Source organism: Streptomyces anthophorae (genome assembly GCF_049310305.1).
In the GTDB taxonomy this organism is placed as follows: Bacteria; Actinomycetota; Actinomycetes; order Streptomycetales; family Streptomycetaceae; genus Streptomyces.
This window is the reverse complement of the sequence record NZ_JBLWQQ010000001.1, coordinates 2071903-2090746: the sequence shown is the minus strand read 5'-3', so window position 1 is coordinate 2090746 and position 18844 is coordinate 2071903. Positions and strand designations below refer to the sequence as shown.

The following is an 18844-nucleotide window of genomic DNA, read 5'->3' as shown; positions in this document are numbered from 1 at the left end:
CTGCACAATTCGGTACTCCCATGGTCAACGATCACGGGCGTACGCGCATTCCTGTGGGTGACACCAGCATGACAGTCAGCTATGCGAACTTTGCGCTGGGGGCTGTGACCCCAGGTACGCCTCGCGTACCCGGGTGTCCGCCCGGATCACCTCCGGAGTCCCCTCGGCGAGCACGGAGCCCAGATCGAGCACCAGGACCCGGGAGCACAGCTCCATCACGAAGGCCACGTTGTGCTCGACGAGCAGCACCGCGCAGCCGTCGCCCGCCAGGCGCCGCACCGTCGCCGCCAGCAGCTCCCGTTCCTGCGCCGTCATGCCGGACGCGGGCTCGTCGAGCAGCAGCACCCGCGGCCGGTCGGCGGCCGCCCGCGCCAGCTCCAGCATCCGGGCGCGCCCGACCGGGAGCGTCCCCGCGTACGTGTCGGAGAGGCCGTCGAGGCCGCAGTCCCGCAGCAGGTCGTGGGAGCGGACGGTGTCCTCGGCGGACGCGCCGCCGCGCCGCCACTCCTGCGCGACCAGCAGGTTGTCCGCGACCGTGAGCTGCCCGAACAGCTGCTGGCGCTGGAACGTGCGGCGCATGCCGTGCCGGGCCCGCCAGACGGGGGAGCGGCGCGTGATGTCGGCGCCGTCGAGCAGCACCCGGCCCGCGTCGGGCCTGCGGATGCCGGAGACGACGTCGAAGAAGGTCGTCTTGCCCGCGCCGTTCGGCCCGATGAGGCCGCACACCTCGCCGGCCGCGAGCCGAAGCCCGACCCCGGTGAGGGCCCGTACGCCGCCGAACCGCACGCCGATGTCCTCGGCTTCCAGTACGTGCCTCATGAGTGCTCGGCCTCCTTGGTCGCCGCGATGCCGAGGTACGCCTCCGTGAGCCGCTCGGCCTCCACCTTCTCGCGCGGCCCGCACCAGGTGACCCGGCCCTGCGCGAGGTACGCCACGGTGTCCGCGACGCCGAGGACCTCCGAGGCCTTCTCCTCGACGAGCAGCAGTCCGGTGCCCGCGTCGCGGAGCTCGGCGAGCAGCCGGTACACCTCGTCGGCGACGCGCGGCGCGAGGCCGAGCGAGGGCTCGTCGGCGATGAGGACGCGCGGCGGGCGGTGCAGCAGCGCGGCGAGCGCGAGGAGCTGCTGCTCGCCACCGGAGAGCGAGCCGGCGGTGACCTCGCGCCGGGCGGCGAGCCCGGCGAACCGCTCGTAGACCGCCGACCGGTCGCTCTGGTCGGGGAGCTGGAGTGCCAGGTTCTCGTCGACGGTGAGGGACGCGAAGATGCCGCGGCCCTCCGGTGCCAGCACCACCCCGGCCCGCGCCCGGCGGACCGCGCCCCTGTCGCCGACCGGGTCCCCGGCGACGTACACCTCGCCCTGCTGGGGTGTCATGAGGCCCGCCGCGACCTTGCAGGTGGTCGACTTCCCGGCGCCGTTGGGGCCGAGGAGCGCCACGATCTCGCCGGGGCGGACGGTGAGGTCGACGCCCTGGAGGACGCGGGCGCCGTCGTATCCGGCCTGGACGCCAGCGAGTTGGAGCGCGGCGTCGGGGTCGGGGGCCGGGACCGGCCCCTGGTCGACCACGTCCGCCGTGGCGGCCCTCCGGCGGTGGCGGCGGGCCGGGATCGCCGCGCAGTAGCCGTCCGGGTCGTTGGCGAGCGCGAGGCCGGCGAGGCCGAAGAGGATCACCGGGAGCTGTACCGACTCGGTCAGATAGTCGCTGATGAGGTGCGGTACGACGGCGAAGGTGAGCCCCGCGACCACCGCGAACTGCGGCCGCCGCACGCCCGCCGCGACCACCACAGCGAGCCAGATGAGGCCGGTCATCGCCGTGAAGTCGGTCGCCGTGATGCGGGTGTTGTACGAGGCGTACATGACGCCGCCGAACCCGGCGAGCCCCGCCGAGACGGTGAACAGCAGCAGCTTCGTGCGGATCACGGAGACGCCGGAGGCCATGGCCGCCGCGGGCGCCGAGCGTACGGCGAGCATGGCCCGGCCCGCCCGAGAGCCCCGCAGCGCGCTCAGGCCCGCCACCGCCGCCGTGCACAGCACGACCATGGCGACGCCCATCGCCCGGTCGTCGCCGAGGTCGATCGGCCCCGCGACGGCGCGCGGGATCTCCCACCCGGTGTCGCCGTTCCTCAACCAGCCGAGCTGGAAGAGGACTTGGTCCGCGAGGAAGGCGAGCGCCAGCGTGGCGAGGGCCAGTGAGCGGCCGCCGAGCCGCAGCGCGGGCAGCGCCACGAGCGCGCCGAGCAGGGCCGCCGCGCAGGTCCCCGCGAGCGCCGCCCAGATGAACGGCACCCCGTGACTCATCAGCAGACCCGCGACCAGCGCGGCGCCCGTCACGAACGCGGCCTGCGCGAGCGACACCATCGCGCCGAGCCCGGTGACCACGGTGAACGACAGGAACACGAGGGAGATCGCGAGCCCTTGGGCGAGGATCCCGCTCCAGAACGGCGTCGTCACCGTGTAGAAGGCGACGGCGAGCAGTACGGCGGCGGTTGCCCACGGCCCCCAGCGCCGCAGCCACGACCGCCCCGCCAGATAGTCGACCGGTGGCGCGTCGCTCGCCACCGTCCCCGCCGTCCGCTGCCGCCGCGTGAGCAGCAGCAGCCCGGCGAACAGGATCAGGAACGGCACCGCCGTACGGAACCCGGTGATCTTCTCGGCGAAGGTGGCGTACCCCGCGACCAGGTTCTGGAGCACCCCGAGCCCGAGCCCGCCCGCGAAGGCCAGCGGGATCGACATGAAGCGGCCGAGCACGGCGGCCGTCGCCGAGACGAACAGGAACAGCGTGAAGTCGTGCGAGGAGAGCCCGAGCAGGGGAGTGGCGAGGACACCGGCAAGACCCGCGAGCCCCGAGGACAGCATCCACGCCACCGACGACAGCCGGTCCGCGCTGATCCCGCGCAGCTCGACGAGCGAGCGGTTGTCCACGGCCGCCCGCAGCTTGAGCCCAAGTGCCGTGTGGCGCAACAGGATCCACAGGCCGAGCGCGACGACGGCGGTCGTCACCCACGTGATCAGCTGGTCGGAGTCGATGCCGACGCCGTCCATCAACTGCCAGTTCTTCGCCGGACTCGGCCCGACCCCCGGAAGCCCGAACTGGTTCTCCGCGGGCTTGACCGGCGCCCCCGCGTCCTCGAGGAGCTCGACGATCCACAGGCCGAGCGCGGGCAGCGCGACGAGCAGCCCGATCGTCGCCACGATCTGCGCGGTCTCGCCGACCCGCGCCAGTTTTCTGAACATCAGCCGGTCGAGCCCCCAGCCGAGCAGGGGAGCCACGACGAGGACGAGCAGCAGCGCCGTCGGCACGGCGGGCCAGCCGAAGCCGGAGTGCAGCTCGTAGAAGGCGAGCGCGCACAGATAGGCGGTCGCGCCGTGCGCGAAGTTGAAGAGCCCGGAGGCCGAGTAGGAGAGTACGAGCCCCGTGGCGAGCAGCGCGTACAGCGCTCCCGACACGAGCCCGCTCAGCACGAAGGCAAGCAGATCCGACACGTCAACACCCCTTTTTCCTCGGCCTACTTGAAGGGGATCGGCGGATAGCACTTGAACGCGGACGACACCCGGTACGCCCCGTCCTTGAGCTGCGCGAGCGCCCCGCAGCCGAACGATTCGGTGCGCCCGCGCGGCAGTGCCCGGTCACCGACGAGCGTCCCGGTGTCGGAGAACCCGTTCGCCGCCTTCTGGAACGAGGCGACGGTCAAGCTCTTGCCGGCCTTCTTGGCGATGGCGAGGAACAGGTCGGCGCTCATGTAGCCCGTCATCATGTGCATGTTGAGGGGTACGTCCTTGCCCCCGGACGCCTTCTTGATGTCGGCCTTGAACTGCTTCATCTCGGGCGTCGAGGCCTCGAACGGCTCGAAGGACAGCAGCACGTGCACCCCGTCGAGCGCCTGCTTCGTCGCCTTCTTGGCGAGCAGCCCGGGGTCGTAGTCCGTGGGGTCGGTGAGCACACCCTGGTACCCGGTGCGCTTGACGGCCGTGAACAGGCCGATGTTGTACGGCGTCTGCATCACGGAGACGACCACGTCGGGAGCCTTCCCGCCGTCGCTGCGCAGCAGTTCCTTGGTGTACGCCGACCAGTCGCTCGGCACCGCCGTCGCCGGCACGGTCGCCTTCGCGTAACTGACCTTGTATCCGGCCGACTTGAACGACTGCTTGTACGTGCGGACGGCGAAGGTGCCCGCGTCGTTGTCGTTGGCGAGGATCGCCACGGACCTGCCCTTCGCGCCGCCCGTGACCTTCTTCAGGCCTTCGGGCCAGGTCTGCGAGATGGTGCCGCCCGGCATCGGCACCATGCAGCCGCCGTAGCCGTAGATGTACGTCGGTCCGCAGAACGAGGGGAGCGTGCCCCAGCCGAACGTCGGCACCTTCTGCTTCTGCAGGAAGTCCGCCCCGGAGAACGTCACCGAACTCATCGGCGAGATCGCGAACACCTTGTCCTGCTGCACGAGTTTGCGGGCCGCCGCGAGGTTCTTCGCCGGGTCCTGGCCGTCGTCCTCCGCGCCCAGGTAGTCGATCGTCCGGCCGTTGACGCCGCCCTCGGCGTTGGCCCGGTCGAAGCGGGCCTTCGCGCCGAGGTCGGTGTCCTTCTTGCTGTAGCCGCTCGACGTCGTCATGGAGACGATGCCGCCCACCTTGATGCTGTCGTCGGTCACACCGCGGACCGAACCCCCTTGCCCGCCGGCGGTGTTGTTCCCGCTGTTGGCGGTGGAGTTGCACGCGGTGGCGAGCAGGAGTGCCGCCACGGTGGCGGTGATGGCGCGGATCGGTCGCGACACGGTCGGTCCCCCTCCGTCGGAGTGAGGGTGATTCTGTGCGCGACCTGATGAACCGTCAATAACTGACGCATCGGTAGTTGATGACCCGTCAGTTACCCACGGTTTACCTCAGCGGGCTCCTCCGGGGCCGGTCGAGGGGGCGGTCACAGCGTCCCGTACAGCGCGTCGACCTCCGCCGAGTACGCCTGCTCGATCGCCTTGCGCTTCAGCTTCAGGGACGGCGTGAGCAGGCCGTGCTCCTCGGTGAACTGGTGGGCGAGGATCCGGAACGTACGGATCGACTCGGCCTGCGAGACCAGGGTGTTGGCGGCCACCACCGCGCGCCGCACCTCCGTCTCCAGGTCCGGGTCGCGCACCAGGTCGGCGGGGGACATCGACTGCTTGCCGCGCATGCCGAGCCAGTGGTCGACGGCCTCGGTGTCGAGGGTGACGAGCGCGGCGATGTACGGGCGGTCGTTGCCGACGACCAGGCACTGCGCGATCAGCGGGTGGTCGCGCACCCGCTCCTCCAGTTGCTGCGGTGAGACGCTCTTGCCGCCGGAGGTCACGAGGATCTCCTTCTTGCGGCCCGTGATGGTGAGATAGCCGTCCTCGTCGAGGGAGCCCAGGTCACCGGTGGCGAGCCAGCCGTCGTACAGGGAGGAGTCGGTGGACTTCGGGTCGTTGAGGTAGCCCTGGAAGATGTTGCGGCCGTAGACCCACACCTCGCCGTCGTCGGCTATGTGCACGCTGGAGCCGGGTATCGCCTGGCCGACCGTGCCGTAGCGGGTCTGCTCCGGCGGGTTCGCGGTCGCGGCGGCCGTCGACTCGGTGAGGCCGTACCCCTCGAAGATGGAGACGCCCGCGCCCTCGAAGAACAGGCCGAGCTTGCGGTCCATGCCCGAGCCGCCGGAGAACGCGTGCCGCACCCGGCCGCCCATCGCCGCGCGGACCTTGGAGTAGACGAGCTTGTCGAAGACGGAGTGCTGCATGCGCAGCGAGGCGGAGGGTCCAGGGCCCGTGCCGAATGCTTTCGCCTCCTGCGCGTCCGCGTACTTCACGGCGCACTCGATGGCCTTCTCGAACGGTCCCGACTTGCCGTCGTTCTCGGCCTTCCTGCGGGCCGCGTTGAACACCTTCTCGAAGATGTACGGCACGGCGAGGATGAACGTCGGCTTGAACGACTGGAGGTCCGGCATGAGCGCGGACGCCCGCAGCTCCGGCTGGTGGGCCAGCTTCACGCCGCCGCGGACCGCCGCGACCTCCACCATCCGTCCGAAGACGTGGGCGAGCGGCAGGAAGAGCAGCGTGGCGGGCGTGCGGTCGCGCTTGGAGGAGAACACCGGCTCCCAGTACGCGACAACGGTGTCGGCCTCGTACATGAAGTTGCCGTGCGAGATCACACAGCCCTTGGGCCGGCCCGTGGTGCCGGAGGTGTAGATGATCGTGGCCGTCGACTCGGGGGTGATCGCGCGGCGGTGCCGGTGCACCGTCTCGTCGTCGATGTGGGTGCCGGACGCGGTGATCTCGTCGACGGCGCCGCCGTCGAGCTGCCACAGCCGGTGCAGATGGGGCAGCCGCCCGATGACCGTGGCGACGGTCATGGCGTGGTCCTCGTGCTCCACGATGGCCGCCGACACCTCGGAGTCGTACAGCATCCAGAAGACCTGCTCGGCCGAGGACGTCGGGTAGATGGGGACGACCTGGGCGCCGATGGTCCACAGCGCGAAGTCGAACAGCGTCCACTCGTAGCGGGTCCGCGACATGATCGCGACCCGGTCGCCGAACCGGATGCCCTGCGCGAGCAGGCCCTTGGCCAGGGCCATCACCTCGTCGCAGAACTGGGCAGCGGTGACGTCCTGCCACTTGTCGTGCCGGTCCTTGCGGGCCAGGGCTATATGCCCCGGTGTGTCCAGGGCGTGGTCGAACACGGCGTCGGCCAGGCCGCCGACGAGCGGCGCCGACGCCACAGGGGGGTTGGTGAACTCACGCAAAGTTGCTCCTTGTGGCGCTCCGCACAGCGTCGGTGACGGTACCCGACCGGAAGCGCTTACGGGAGTGCCTTCCGTGAGCGGAAGGTGCGCGGAATTTGCACAGGTCAGACGTTTATAACGGGCCACAACGGGTGGAGCTGGGCAGATTACTTACGCCTCAGTAAGTTTCGGGAGCGTAATCTCCCGGCCCTCTTCACGGGCCTCCATTGGATCTGTGCAAAGAGGTCACCGTCGACCGTCCGCCGAATTTTTAGACGGAGTGGTCGGTTCCGGGGGACGGTACCACCCTCGTTCTCAGCGGTGACTCCGGTGCAGCCGGTCCCCGCCCGCGAGGATCGCCTGCGCGAGCGCCCGCGCGGGCTCGCTCTCGCCCCGCGTCGCGCTGCGCACCACGAAGTCGACCTCACCCAGCTCCGGAAGGCCGACCCGGTCCGGCACCCGCACGAGCCCCGGCGGGATCAGCCCCCGCGAGTGGGCCATCACGCCGAGCCCCGCCCGCGCCGCCGCGACGAGCCCGTTCAGCGAACCGCTCGTGCAGGCGACCCGCCACGCCCGCCCGTGCCGCTCGAGCGCCTCCAGGGCCAGGGCGCGCGAGATCCCCGGCGGCGGGTAGACGATCAGCGGGACGGGCCGGTCCTGGTCGATACGGAGCCGCTCGGAGCCGATCCACACCAACTGGTCGTGCCACACCGACTCGCCGCGCGGATCCTCCGGGCGCCGCTTCGCGAGCACCAGATCGAGCTTCCCCGCGTCCAGCTGCTCGTGCAGCGTCCCCGACAGCTCGACCGTCAACTCCAGGTCCACCTCAGGATGCTCGGCCCGGAACGACTCCAGGATCTCGGGCAGCCGGGTCACCACGAAGTCCTCCGACGCCCCGAACCTGAGCCGGCCCCGCAGCCGCGTCCCCGTGAAGAACGACGCCGCCTGCTCGTGCACCTCCAGAATCCTCCGGGCGAATCCGAGCATCGCCTCCCCGTCCTCCGTCAGCTCCACGGAGTGCGTGTCCCGCGTGAACAGCGTGCGCCCGGTCGCGTCCTCCAGGCGCCGCACATGCTGGCTCACGGTCGATTGCCGCAGGCCGAGCCGCCGCGCGGCCTGCGTGAAGCTCAGCGTCTGCGCGACGGCGAGGAGGGTCCTGAGTTGCCCGGGGTCGTACATGCCAGGAACCGTACCCCCGCTCATCACGCGACGCGATCACAGTAAGAGCGGTATGCAGGATTCCCGATCACGACCGGGAGGAGGACGATGGAGAGGGCACGACACGTACCGAGAGCAAGGAACCAATGAAACGCCTGACCTGGCCGAGCTGGATGCCGATCGACCCGTACATCCTGGCGTTGATCGCGACAGTGGGCCTCGCCGCACTGCTCCCGGCCCGAGGGGCCGCCGCCGATGTCGCGTCCGGCGCCTCGACCGCGGCCGTCGCCTTCCTCTTCTTCCTCTACGGGGCGCGCCTTTCGACCCGTGAGGCGATGGACGGGCTGCGCCACTGGCGGCTCCACGTCACCGTCCTCGCCTGCACGTTCGTCGTGTTCCCGCTGCTCGGCCTCGCGGCCCGCGGCCTGGTGCCGGTGCTGCTGCCGCAGAACCTCTTCGAGGGCCTCCTCTTCCTCACCCTCGTCCCCTCCACCATCCAGTCGTCGATCGCGTTCACCTCGATCGCGCGCGGCAACGTCCCGGCGGCGATCTGCGCGGGCTCCTTCTCCTCGCTCGCGGGCATCGTCCTGACGCCGCTGCTCGCGGCCGCGCTGCTCGGCAACAGCGGCGGCGGCTTCTCCGCCGACTCGCTGGTCAAGATCGTGCTCCAGCTCCTGGTGCCGTTCCTCGCGGGCCAGTTGCTGCGCCGCTGGGTCGGCGGCTTCATCACCCGGCACAAGAAGATCCTCGGCTACGTCGACCGCGGCTCGATCCTGCTCGTCGTCTACACGGCGTTCAGCGAGGGCATGGTGCAGGGCATCTGGCATCAGGTCAGCGCGGTCCGCCTCGCCGGACTCCTGGTCGTGGAGGCGGTGCTGCTCGCGATCATGCTGGCGGTCACCTGGTACGGCGCGAAGGCGCTCGGCTTCAACCGGGCCGACCGGATCGCCGTCCAGTTCGCGGGCTCGAAGAAGTCCCTCGCCTCCGGGCTCCCCATGGCGAGCGTGCTGTTCGGCGTGCACGCCTCACTGGCCGTGCTGCCGCTGATGCTCTTCCACCAGATGCAGCTGATGGTCTGCGCGGTCATCGCCAAGCGCCGCTCCCGGGACCCCGAGGAGCCGGAGTTCAGCGAGCCGCTGGAGGCCCCAGCCGAACAGACACGAACCGCGGTCGGTACAGCGACACGTTCCGGCTGAGCTGCGCCTGCGCGGCGGCGGGCGCGGCGTCCAGCCAGTTGACGTCGTAGCTCAGGACGAGCCGCCCGCCGCCGGAGAGCGCCGGATGCGCCTGCGGGTTGTACGCGGCGGCCTGCGAGGGCCTCTCCGCGTCGCGCGGCAGCGGCGGCGTGAAGGCCTTCGCCGGGCCGTGCCAGGGGCCCGTCGGCGAACAGGCCCAGTACGAGGTGACCTCCGTCAGCCCCGCCGCGCCCGCCGCCGTCGTGAACAGGACGTACGTGCCGTCGTCCCGCACCACCGTGAAGGCGGTGCCCACGCCGCGGCGCCTGTCGTCGCCCAGGACCGGCGCGGCGCGCGTGCCCCACCGCTTCCCGTCCCAGTACCGCCACGCCCGGACGTCCCCGAGCCGGCCGGCCGGAACCCGCGCCACGTAGGCGCGATGCGTCGCCCGCTGCCCGTCGTCGGCCCCGAACACATACGTCCAGCCCTGGTGGTCCACCGCCGTCGTCCCGTACAGCACGCGCCGCGCCGGGTCCCGCACCTGGCGCTGGTCGAGGACCTGAGTGATGCCTTCGAGCCGCAGGTCGGGCAGCGACAGGGTGGCCACCTCCGTCGCGTTCGGCACCCCGAAGACGTACGAGCCCGTGCCCTTGGCCCGCGTCCACAGCAGCACCCGTACGACCTGCTTCCCGCCGCTCTTCTCGACGCGCGCGGCGACCGGCCAGCGCCATTCGCCCGCGGCCGTGTCGGGGAACAGGGGAGCGTTGAGCGTGCGGTCCAGGGCTCCCGAACGGTCCGTCACCACCGCCGAGTTGCGGACGAAGGGGGCGTCCGCGGTCCGCCAGGGGTGCGGCTGCCCCGCGGGGTTCGGGGGCTGGTTCACGGCGCCCAGGTAGCTGTCGGAGAACAGCCACAGCAGCCGCCCGTCCGGCAGCCGCACGGAGTGCGTCCCGTCGCCGCCGGTCCAGTCGTCGAGCCGGGAGGCGTCGTCGCCGTAGCGGGCGAACGCGCCGGTCAGGCGATTCTCCGCGGACCACGAGGTCACGCCGCGCGGCCCGCAACGCGCATCGCCCTCCCGGCCGGGGAGGGCGACGAGCGTGATCAGTACGAGGAGGAGAGCGGCAAGCAGCACGAACAGCGGCCCCCGCCGCACCACCACCCGCTCCCGCCTACTCCGCACGCGAGGCGACGTTAGTGCGCGGGGCACCGTTGGTCCACGGGGCGAACGCCTCCCGAAGCCACCGGCCGCACCGGATCATTCAAGCCCCGCCGGCGATTGAGGCGCGGGGTCCGGGGCGGAGCCCCGTGACGTGGGCAACGGCTGGGCGAGACGGGCCACACCCCCGAGCCGCGAATGATGCCGCCCATACCGGAGGTACAGCACCGCGGCCCCCGCCAACCACACCGCGAACAACACATACGTCGACACGTGCAGCCCGTACAACAGATACGCACACGCCGCGAGGCTCAGCACCGGCGTCACCGGATACCCCGGCACCCGGAACCCCCGCGGCAGCGCCGGCTGCGTACGCCGCAGCACCATCACCCCCACCGACACCACGGAGAACGCCACGAGCGTCCCCATGCTGGTCAGATCGGCGAGCACGTCGAGCGGCACGAACGCGGCGAGCACCGTGATGCCCGCGCACACCACGACCGTGTTCCGCACGGGCGTCCGCGTCCGCGGCGACACCTGCGCGAACAGCGGCGGCAGCAGCCCGTCGCGGCCCATCGAGTACAGGATGCGGGTCTGCCCGTAGATCGACACGAGCGTCACGCTGAAGATGGAGATCACGGCGCCGCCCGCGAACACGAGCGCCGGCCAGTGCGCTCCCGTGACGTGCTCCAGGATCTGGGCGAGCCCGGCCTCCTGCCCGCTGAACGAGGTCCACGACTGCGCGCCGAGCGCGGTCAGCGCGACCGCCAGGTAGAGCGCGGTGACCACACCGAGCGAGAGCAGCAGCGCGAGCGGCACCGTGCGCCGCGGGTTGCGCACCTCCTCGCCCGCCGTGGAGATCGCGTCGAGCCCGATGAACGAGAAGAAGATCCCGGACGCCGCCGTGCCGACCCCGGCGATCCCCAGCGGCAGGAACGGATGCAGCCGGTCCGCCTCGAACCCGGTCAGCGCCACCCCCACGAACAGCAGCAGGACGAGCACCTTCACGGCGACCATCACCGCGTTCACGGCCGCCGACTCGCGCGCCCCGCGCACCAGGAGCAGACAGCACAGGCCGACCAGGACCACGGCCGGCAGATTGATCAGGCCGCCGCTGCCGGGCGCCGCCGACAGGGCGTCCGGCAGCCGCACGCCGAACAGCAGGTCCGTGAACAGGTTCAGGTACTCGCCCCAGCTGACCGCGGTCGCCGAGGCCGCGACCCCGTACTCCAGGAGCAGACACGCGCCGACCGCGAAGGCGACGCCCTCGCCGAGCGTCGCGTACGCGTAGGAGTACGAGGACCCGGAGACGGGGATCGCGGACGCCAACTCGCAGTAGCAGAGCGCGGTGAGACCCGCGGCGATCGCGACGACCAGGAACGAGAGCAGCACGGCGGGCCCGGCCTGCGGCACCGAGGTGGTGAGCACGAAGAAGATGCCGGTGCCGACGGTGCAGCTGATGCCGATCGCGGCCAACTGCCACAGGCCGATGGAACGTTGAAGCTGGGCGCCGCCCTCGGCGCCGTCGGTGCCGCTGCTCTCGCCGCTCTCGGCGAGCAGGTCCGCCACCGGCTTCTTGCGCAGGGCGACGGCGAGCAGGGGTGGTCGGTCTGTGGCCACGGGCACATCCTTGGGCTCGGTGGTACGGACAGAGGGGGTGGGTCAGTCGGTGACGCGGAGGGCGGTCACGGCCGGGTCCGGGGCCCCGCGCACATGGCCGCCGGGGGCCCGCGCGGTCTCCTGGAAGAAGGCGACGTGCTCGGCGGTGAGCACCTCTCCGGGCAGTACGTTCGGGATGCCGGGCGGGTACGCGGCCAGAGTGTCGGCCGAGACGCGTCCGACCGCCTCGGCGGCGGGCACGAGGCGGCTCGGGCCGAGGAACGCCTCGCGCACGGTGGTGCGGACGGGACCGGGAGCGGGCAGCCGCAGCGCGCTCAACTCCCGCGCCGGGCCGGTGAGTTCCGGCAGGGCGTGCAGCGCCTCCACGAAGCGCTCCGCGTCCGGCGTGCTGCCCGCGCCGACGACCGCGACGATCGCGGAGGCGGTGGCGACCTCGACGTGCACGCGGTGCTCGCGCAGCAGCCGGCGCCGCGCCTCGTGGCCGGGAACGCCCCCGGCTCGGGTGCCGATGGCGATCCGCAGCGGGTCCACGCCGACGACATCGGGGAAGGCGCCCGGGAACGCGTCGCTCACCACGGGGAACCGGCCCTCTGCGCGGATCCGGTCACGGATCTTGTCGGCGCACTCCACGGACTCCAGGACCCGCCCCGGTTCGGCCGCGAGGGACTGCCGGGCGAGGTCGAGGGAGGCGAGCAGCAGTGCGGAGGCGCTGGTGGACTGCGTCAGGTGGAACACCCGCTGCACCAGCGGCTCAAGGGCCGTACGGAACGGCCCCTCGCCCAGGTGCAGCATCGCCGCCTGCGTCAGGCTGCCGGCGAGCTTGTGCGTGCTGGAGACGACGAGGTCGGCGCCGAGCGACAGGGCGTTCGCCGGTACGGCGGGGTGGAAGCCGAAGTGGCTGCCCCACGCCTCGTCGACGATCAGCGGCACCCCGGCGGCGTGCGCCACGTCCGCGAGCGCCCGGACATCGGCGACGGCGCCGAAGTAGCTGGGTGTCACCACGTACGCGGCGGCCGCGTCCGGCGCCTCGGCGAGTGCCCGTTCCAGATCGGCCGCCGTCACCCCGTGCGCGATGCCCAGGCCGTGGTCCACCGACGGCTGCACGAAGTGCGCCCGCATCCCCGACAGGACGAGGGAGTCGACGACGCTGGAGTGGACGCTGCGCTGCACCACCAGCGTCTCTCCCAGGGAGCGGGCCACGAGCCCCGCGATCCGGTTGCCCTGCGAGGCGCCGCCCGTGAGGAACCAGGTCCGCGCGGCGCCCCAGGCGTCGGCGGCCAGGGCGAGCGCCTCGTCCATGGGCGTCGGTGCGGGCCCGAGGTCGAGCCCTTCGAGCAGCGGCGGGAAGTCCATCCGCAGCACGTCCGCGCCGAAGGTCTCCGCGAGGTGCGGGAAGCGCTCGGGCTGCGCGGAGTGGCCCGGCACGTTCAGCCGCAGCCAGTCGTCCGCCGCGCTCTCGCGGACGGCGGCGGCGTAGGGCGCACGGCCGTGGTCTTCGGGGTCGTAAGCCAGTTCTCGTGTCACGCCGCAGACCCTGGCAGCCAGAAACGATCAAGAGAACAGAAGAATTTCTTGTAAGGGGGCAGATTTCATCAATAACCTGTGGCGGTGTTGGATCTTCGTCACCTTTACGTCCTGCGTGCGATCGCCCAAGAAGGATCGCTCGCCGGCGCCGCGCGCTCGCTGCACTACAGCCAGCCCACCGTCACCCACCATCTGGCCACGCTGGAGGGACACTTCGGGGCCCGGCTCGTCGAGCGCGGCCCGCGCGGCGCCACGCTCACCGAGGTCGGCCGCACCCTGCTGCCGCACGCGGACGCGGTGGTGCGGCGGCTCGGCCGGGCCGAGGACGAGGTGCGGGCGCTGCTCGGCGGGGCGGAGACGGTGCTGCGGGTCGGCGCGTTCCCGACCGCGAGCGCGCTGCTCCTGCCGCGCGCGGTCCGCCAGATCGCCGAGCAGGGCGTCACCTTCGACCTGACGGAGGGGGAACTCCCGGCGCTGCTCGATCTGTTGCGCCACGACGAGCTGCACGTCGCCCTCGTCTTCACCCAGCCAGACGACCCGCTCACCCTGGACGACGGCATCACGCTCCAGCCCGTCCTCGACGACCCGCTCGACCTCGTGCTGCCGCCCGACCACCCCTGCGCGCGGCTCGACCGGGTGCCGCTCGGGGCGCTGCGCGAGGAGCCGTGGATCGTCGGCACCACCGCGTGGGACCCCTGCGACCGGCAGCTCGACCGGGCCTGCGGGGAGGCGGGCTACCGGCCGCTGACCGCGCTGCGCTCCGACGACTACGGCGTCATCCAGGGCCATGTCGCGGCGGGTGCGGGCGTCGCCCTTGTGCCCCGGCTCGCCCTGAACTCGCCGCGCGCCGACATCGTCGTACGCCCCGTCGACGGCGCCCGCCTGGCCCGCCGCATCTCCGCCGCGACCGTGGGCCCGCCCCGCAGGCGGGGTGCGCACGACCTGGTGGCGGCCGTGCGCACCCAGGCCGACCGGATCGCGGCGGACTGGCGGGAGGCGGCCTGAGGTCAGCCGCCCCTGATCCGGTCCAGCGGCAGCCGCAGCACGTCGTCGCCGCCCGCGGTGACACGGACGTCGGCGAGGGCCCCGGTGAAGTACGCCCGGCTGTCCATGCGCTGCCCGATGTGCGCACCGAACGGCGAATTCCGGCTCACCGACCCGGGCACGTCGGCGGCGGATCCGACCTCCACGCCGTCCACGGAGAGCGTCAACCGGCCGTCGGCACGCCGTAGTTGGACGTGGTGCCAGTTCCCGTCGTTGTACGCGGACGTCGACCGCACCGCGACCGTCCTGGGGGCCGCGGCCCCGTCCCGCACGGTGATCAGCCCGATGATCCGCTTCGATGCGGGTTCGGCGCGCAGCGTCACCTGCGGCTGCGAGGCCCCGGTGCCGCCGAGCGAGAGCAGCGGCTGCTCACCGCTCGCCGCGCTGTGGCGGAACCACAGGGAGGCGGTGAAATCCCTTGTCCCCAGGCGCAGTCGGTCGCTGTAGGGCAGGCGCACGGCGTCGTCCGTGCCGTCGAAGGAGAGCGCCCCGCCGGTCGGCCCGTCCGTTTCGGCGGGTCCGCCGAGCACGGCCGCGTCCCGGGCGCCCGGCGCCCGGTCCTCCGTCGTCGGATCGGGGCCGCGCCGCTGCTTCAGCCAGTCGGGCGTGAACCGGGCGAAGCGGATCTCGTCGCGGGCGTCCACGGCCCCGGCCTCGTACAGCAGCCCCACGTGCCCGCGGTCCGCCTGCACCAGGTCCGAGTAGCCCGACCAGTCCGTGGTCACGACGGTGCCCCGGTCGAAGCTCTCCCAGGTGCGCCCGCCGTCGTACGAGGAGCGGATCACCATGGTGCGCCGCCGGTCGGGGTCGCCGGGGCAGGCGAGCAGCAGCCGGTCGCCGTCCCTGCCCACGGGCAGGGTCGCCCCCTGGACCTGCGGCGTGTAGAGATCCGGGAGCGCGGTGAAGGGGCGGTCGAAGGAGTCGCCGCCGTCCCGGCTGACGGTCTGGGTGCGGTGGCCGAGGTCGGTGCCGTCCTGCTCGCGCCCGCTGATGTGGATCGTGCCGTCGGGCAGCTCGACGAGCGCCATCTCGGAGGGCTTCTGCCGGAACGTGCCGTCCTCGGCGACCGGCCAGGAGTCCTTCGCGCCGACCCGCCAGTGCTCGCCGCCGTCGTCGCTGACCACGAGGGCGGCGTGGTTCGCGGTCACACGACTGCCGTTCCACGTCTCGGCGTTGACCGCGAACACGAGGCGGCCGCGGTGCGGTCCCCGCGTCAGCTGGATGCCGTGCGAGGGACCGGTCGCGTACCAGGAGTTGAAGTCGTCGGGCAGCAGTTCGCCGCTCAGGTCGCGCGGGCGCGACCAGGTGCGGCCGTCGTCGTCGCTGTGCTGCATGTGGGGGGTGCGGTCGCACGGCACGTCGCAGTTCTTGCCGTCCGTGCGACCCGTGTTGTACGTCTCCGCCAGCAGGATGCGGCCCGTTCCGCGGTCCACGACGGGGGAGGGGTTGCCGTGGGTGTCGCCCGCGCCCTCGTTGATGACCTGGAGCGGCGACCAGGTGCGGCCGCCGTCCTCGGACCGCTTGACGACGATGTCTATGTCGCCCGCGTCGGTGCAGTCGTTCTTGCGTCCCTCGGCGAAGGCGAGGAGGGTGCCGCGCACTGTCCGCACGACGGACGGGATCCGGTAGCAGGCGTACCCGGGGTCCTGCGAGGCCTTGAACAACACCTGCTGTTCAAAAGGGGGTCGGGGTTTCGAGGCGGCCTGCGCGGAGGCCGGAACGGGGAGTGCGGCGGCGACCGCGAGCGCGGCCACCACCAGGGATCTCGGACCGGTGCGGACGGATCTTCTGTGCATGGCGCGGCCACCCCTTCGGGTCGTCCGGCTCTCCGGACATCCGACGTCCTACGTCCTATGTGTGAAGAACAGACGCTACGTGTGCCTCCCCACGCCCCACAAGAACCGCGACGGCGACCGCGTGTCAGGGCACGAGCACGACCTTCCCGGTATTGGCCCGCCCCTCGATCACGGCGTGCGCCCTCGCCGCCTCCTCCAGCGGGAACTCCGCGTGGACCACCGGTTTCAGAGCACCCGTCAGGAACATCTCCCACAGCTCCGCACGCCACCGCTCGTACGTCCGCGGCTGCCCGCGGGCGATGAGCCCCATCTGGAAACCGATCACCGACTTCGCGCCCACGAGCAGGTCGTAGGCCTCCACGGTGCCGCCGCCCGAGCTGTACGCCACGAGCCGGCCGTGCGGAGCGAGCGCGGCCACGGCGGGCTTCAGCAGCGCGCCGCCGACCGCGTCGAGCACGTAGTCGACGGGCTCGCCCCAGGAACCGGCGTCGTACGTCACCACCTCGTCGGCCCCGAGCGCACGCACGAAGTCGGCCTTGCCGGCGCCGGAGACCGCGGCCACCACGCGCTTCGCGCCCTTCAACGCCGCCAATTGCAGCGCGAGGTGACCCACGCCGCTCGCCGCCGCGGTCACCAGGGCGGCCTCGCCCGGCTCGGGGCGCGCGGCGTGCAGCGCCCCGTACGCGACGAGCCCGCTGCGGACGAGCGCCACCGCGTCGACCGCGCTCGCGCCGTCCGGCACGGGTGAGGCCATCGCGGTGTGCAGCAGCACACGGTCGGCATAGCCGTGGCCGAAGACCAGCCCGGTGACCCGGTCCCCGACGGCGTACCCCGTCACGCCCGTGCCGAGCGCGAGCACCTCGCCCGCGACCTCGCCGCCGAGCGCGATCGGCTCACGCGCCTCGCGGACCTTGCGGACGACGGGCAGCGTGACCCCGATCGCCTCCGCGCGGACGAGGAGCTCCCCGGGCCCCGGTTCGGGCCCGGGCACCTCCTCCAGGAACAGCACCTCGGGCCCACCGCTGTGCTCGTACCGGACACGACGCATGGACGTGACCCCCTCTGTGCGCGGTCGTCTGGTTGTTCGTTGGGACTCCCAACGAACAGAACAGACGGAACGGTACGCAGATTTCATTGGGAGGTCCAACGTTTATTCGCTACGGTGGCCGCATGGACGCACCGAGCCCGCCGCCCACCGCCCCCGGCGCCATCCGTGACCTGCCCAGCTGGCTGCTCGGGCGGGCCGCGGCGCGCGGACGTGCGCTCGTCGCCGACGCGCTCGCCGAGCAAGGGCTGAGGATGTGGCACCACGTGGTGCTCAGCGCGGTGTCCGACTGGGGGCCCGTCGCTCAGGCCGACCTCGTGCGCGGCGTCGTACTCGACCCCAAGGACATGGTCGGCGTGCTCAACGACCTGGAGGCCGCTGGCCTCGTCGAGCGCGCGCCCGACCCCAGGGACCGGCGCAAGAACGCGGTCACGGTCACGGCCGAGGGCGACCGCCTCGTCGGCACGTGCGCGGCGGCGGCGCGCGCCGCGAACGACGAGCTGCTCGCGCCGCTGTCGACGGAGGAGCGGGAGCGGTTCATGGAGATGTTGCGGCGGGTGTCCACGATTCCCGCCGCCGGGAGCTGAACCGGCGCGCGGCGGGGCGCTCCGGGAGGGGCCCGGTCAGCCCTGCGTGACCGCCGGCTCAAGGGCGATCCGGTTCTCGCCCGCGTACACGTTCATGGAGTTGCCGCGCAGGAAGCCGATCAGCGTCAGACCCGTCTCGGTCGCGAGGTCCACCGCGAGGGACGAGGGGGCCGACACCGCCGCGAGCACCGGGATGCCCGCCATCACGGCCTTCTGCGCCAGTTCGAACGAGGCGCGGCCCGAGACCATCAGGATCGAGCGGGACAGCGGCAGCTCCCCGTTCTGGAGGGCCCGGCCGACCAGCTTGTCGACCGCGTTGTGCCGCCCCACGTCCTCCCGGATGTCGACGAGCTTCCCCTCCTCGTCGAAGAGCGCCGCCGCGTGCAGGCCCCCGGTCCGGTCGAAGACGCGCTGGGCCTCGCGCAGCCGGTCGGGGAGCGAGGCGAGCAGCTCGGGCGTCAGCCGGACCGGGGGAGTGTCGGAGATCGGGAACCGGGCCGTGGTGCGCACCGCGTCGAGGCTCGCCTTGCCGCACAGGCCGCAGGACGAGGTCGTGTAGACGTTGCGCTCCAGGGTGATGTCGGGCAGCTCGACGCCCGGCGTCGTCCGCACGTCGACCACGTTGTAGGTGTTGCTGCCGTCCTCCGTGGCGCCCGCGCAGTACACGATGTTCTGAAGGTCGTCGGCCGTGGCCAGGACGCCCTCGCTGACGAGGAAGCCGGCCGCGAGCGGGAAGTCGTCGCCCGGGGTGCGCATGGTGATGGCGAGCGGCTTGCCGTTCAGCCGGATCTCCAGCGGTTCCTCGGCGACGAGGGTGTCGGGCCGCGTGGAGACGTGTCCGTCCCTTATCCGGAGCACCTTGCGTCGTTCCGTGACTCGTCCCATGTCCCGATACGTCCTCATCGCTGCTGGTGGTGGTGGCCGGTGTGCGTGAGCCCCATTCTCCTGCACCGGGGCCCGCCGGTCGGCTCCGGCCTCCTGCCGCCATTGGGTGGGATATTGCCTACAGTATGGAAGTC

Annotated in this window: 14 protein-coding genes; 3 read left to right on the top strand and 11 right to left on the bottom strand. The window is 72.1% G+C overall.

Going from position 1 to position 18844, the window contains the following annotated elements; genetic code table 11:
* Nucleotides 1–75 precede the first annotated feature (75 nt).
* The 5 genes from ACNYS0_RS09365 to ACNYS0_RS09345 form a co-directional block, all read right to left on the bottom strand.
* Nucleotides 76–819, bottom strand: coding sequence for an ABC transporter ATP-binding protein (locus ACNYS0_RS09365; RefSeq protein ID WP_422472238.1), 744 nt, complete (start codon nt 817–819; stop codon nt 76–78).
* The gene (locus tag ACNYS0_RS09360) at nt 816–3482 is read right to left on the bottom strand and encodes an ABC transporter permease subunit (RefSeq protein ID WP_422472236.1); all 2667 of its coding nucleotides are present in this window, start codon (nt 3480–3482) and stop codon (nt 816–818) included. Before ACNYS0_RS09360 ends, ACNYS0_RS09365 begins: the two co-directional genes overlap by 4 nt.
* 23 nt (nt 3483–3505) lie before the next feature.
* Entirely contained in the window at nt 3506–4768 is a 1263-nt protein-coding gene (locus ACNYS0_RS09355) for an ABC transporter substrate-binding protein (protein ID WP_422472234.1), read from the bottom strand.
* 143 nt (nt 4769–4911) lie between these two features.
* Complete coding sequence (locus ACNYS0_RS09350; RefSeq protein WP_422414693.1) at nt 4912–6741, bottom strand: AMP-dependent synthetase/ligase; 1830 nt, start codon at nt 6739–6741, stop codon at nt 4912–4914.
* Nucleotides 6742–7035: 294 nt separating this feature from the next.
* The gene (locus ACNYS0_RS09345; protein ID WP_422472232.1) at nt 7036–7899 is read right to left on the bottom strand and encodes a LysR substrate-binding domain-containing protein; all 864 of its coding nucleotides are present in this window, start codon (nt 7897–7899) and stop codon (nt 7036–7038) included.
* A 125-nt stretch (nt 7900–8024) separates the two neighbouring features.
* On the opposite strand from ACNYS0_RS09345, the gene ACNYS0_RS09340 reads away from it, so the two are divergent.
* Nucleotides 8025–9074, top strand: a complete 1050-nt coding sequence (locus ACNYS0_RS09340) for a bile acid:sodium symporter family protein (protein WP_422472230.1) — start codon at nt 8025–8027, stop codon at nt 9072–9074.
* On the opposite strand, the gene ACNYS0_RS09335 is transcribed toward ACNYS0_RS09340, so the two are convergent.
* The 3 genes from ACNYS0_RS09335 to ACNYS0_RS09325 form a co-directional block, all read right to left on the bottom strand.
* Entirely contained in the window at nt 9004–10233 is a 1230-nt protein-coding gene (locus ACNYS0_RS09335) for a DUF4185 domain-containing protein (RefSeq protein ID WP_422472228.1), read from the bottom strand. The genes ACNYS0_RS09340 and ACNYS0_RS09335 overlap by 71 nt on opposite strands.
* Before the next feature lie 75 nt (nt 10234–10308).
* On the bottom strand, nt 10309–11829 hold the full coding sequence (locus tag ACNYS0_RS09330; RefSeq protein ID WP_422472226.1) for an APC family permease: 1521 nt from the start codon (nt 11827–11829) through the stop codon (nt 10309–10311).
* 42 nt (nt 11830–11871) lie between these two features.
* Nucleotides 11872–13353, bottom strand: coding sequence for an aminotransferase class I/II-fold pyridoxal phosphate-dependent enzyme (locus ACNYS0_RS09325; protein WP_422472224.1), 1482 nt, complete (start codon nt 13351–13353; stop codon nt 11872–11874).
* 84 nt (nt 13354–13437) lie between these two features.
* On the opposite strand from ACNYS0_RS09325, the gene ACNYS0_RS09320 reads away from it, so the two are divergent.
* A complete protein-coding gene (locus ACNYS0_RS09320) occupies nt 13438–14358 on the top strand; it encodes a LysR family transcriptional regulator (protein ID WP_422414687.1) in 921 nt (306 codons plus the stop codon).
* 2 nt (nt 14359–14360) lie between these two features.
* On the opposite strand, the gene ACNYS0_RS09315 is transcribed toward ACNYS0_RS09320, so the two are convergent.
* Nucleotides 14361–16193 (bottom strand): exo-alpha-sialidase, encoded by a 1833-nt coding sequence (locus tag ACNYS0_RS09315; protein WP_422472222.1) that lies wholly within the window; start codon nt 16191–16193, stop codon nt 14361–14363.
* A gap of 124 nt (nt 16194–16317) precedes the next feature.
* Nucleotides 16318–17241 carry a quinone oxidoreductase family protein gene (locus ACNYS0_RS09310; protein ID WP_422472220.1) on the bottom strand — a complete coding sequence of 308 codons (924 nt, stop codon included), beginning with the start codon at nt 17239–17241 and terminating at the stop codon, nt 16318–16320.
* Between the two features lie 122 nt (nt 17242–17363).
* On the opposite strand from ACNYS0_RS09310, the gene ACNYS0_RS09305 reads away from it, so the two are divergent.
* The gene (locus tag ACNYS0_RS09305; RefSeq protein ID WP_422472218.1) at nt 17364–17825 is read left to right on the top strand and encodes a MarR family winged helix-turn-helix transcriptional regulator; all 462 of its coding nucleotides are present in this window, start codon (nt 17364–17366) and stop codon (nt 17823–17825) included.
* 36 nt (nt 17826–17861) lie between these two features.
* On the opposite strand, the gene fdhD is transcribed toward ACNYS0_RS09305, so the two are convergent.
* A complete protein-coding gene (gene fdhD / locus ACNYS0_RS09300; protein ID WP_422472216.1) occupies nt 17862–18710 on the bottom strand; it encodes a formate dehydrogenase accessory sulfurtransferase FdhD in 849 nt (282 codons plus the stop codon).
* Nucleotides 18711–18844 lie beyond the last annotated feature (134 nt).

Bases quoted from the DNA above. Each gene is read 5' to 3' on its own strand.
- ACNYS0_RS09340 (WP_422472230.1), top strand. From the start codon at position 8,025: ATGAAACGCCTGACCTGGCCGAGCTGGATGCCGATCGACCCGTACATC.
- ACNYS0_RS09310 (WP_422472220.1), bottom strand. From the start codon at position 17,241: ATGCGTCGTGTCCGGTACGAGCACAGCGGTGGGCCCGAGGTGCTGTTC.
- ACNYS0_RS09365 (WP_422472238.1), bottom strand. From the start codon at position 819: ATGAGGCACGTACTGGAAGCCGAGGACATCGGCGTGCGGTTCGGCGGC.
- ACNYS0_RS09305 (WP_422472218.1), top strand. From the start codon at position 17,364: ATGGACGCACCGAGCCCGCCGCCCACCGCCCCCGGCGCCATCCGTGAC.
- ACNYS0_RS09345 (WP_422472232.1), bottom strand. From the start codon at position 7,899: ATGTACGACCCCGGGCAACTCAGGACCCTCCTCGCCGTCGCGCAGACG.
- ACNYS0_RS09315 (WP_422472222.1), bottom strand. From the start codon at position 16,193: ATGCACAGAAGATCCGTCCGCACCGGTCCGAGATCCCTGGTGGTGGCC.
- fdhD (WP_422472216.1), bottom strand. From the start codon at position 18,710: ATGGGACGAGTCACGGAACGACGCAAGGTGCTCCGGATAAGGGACGGA.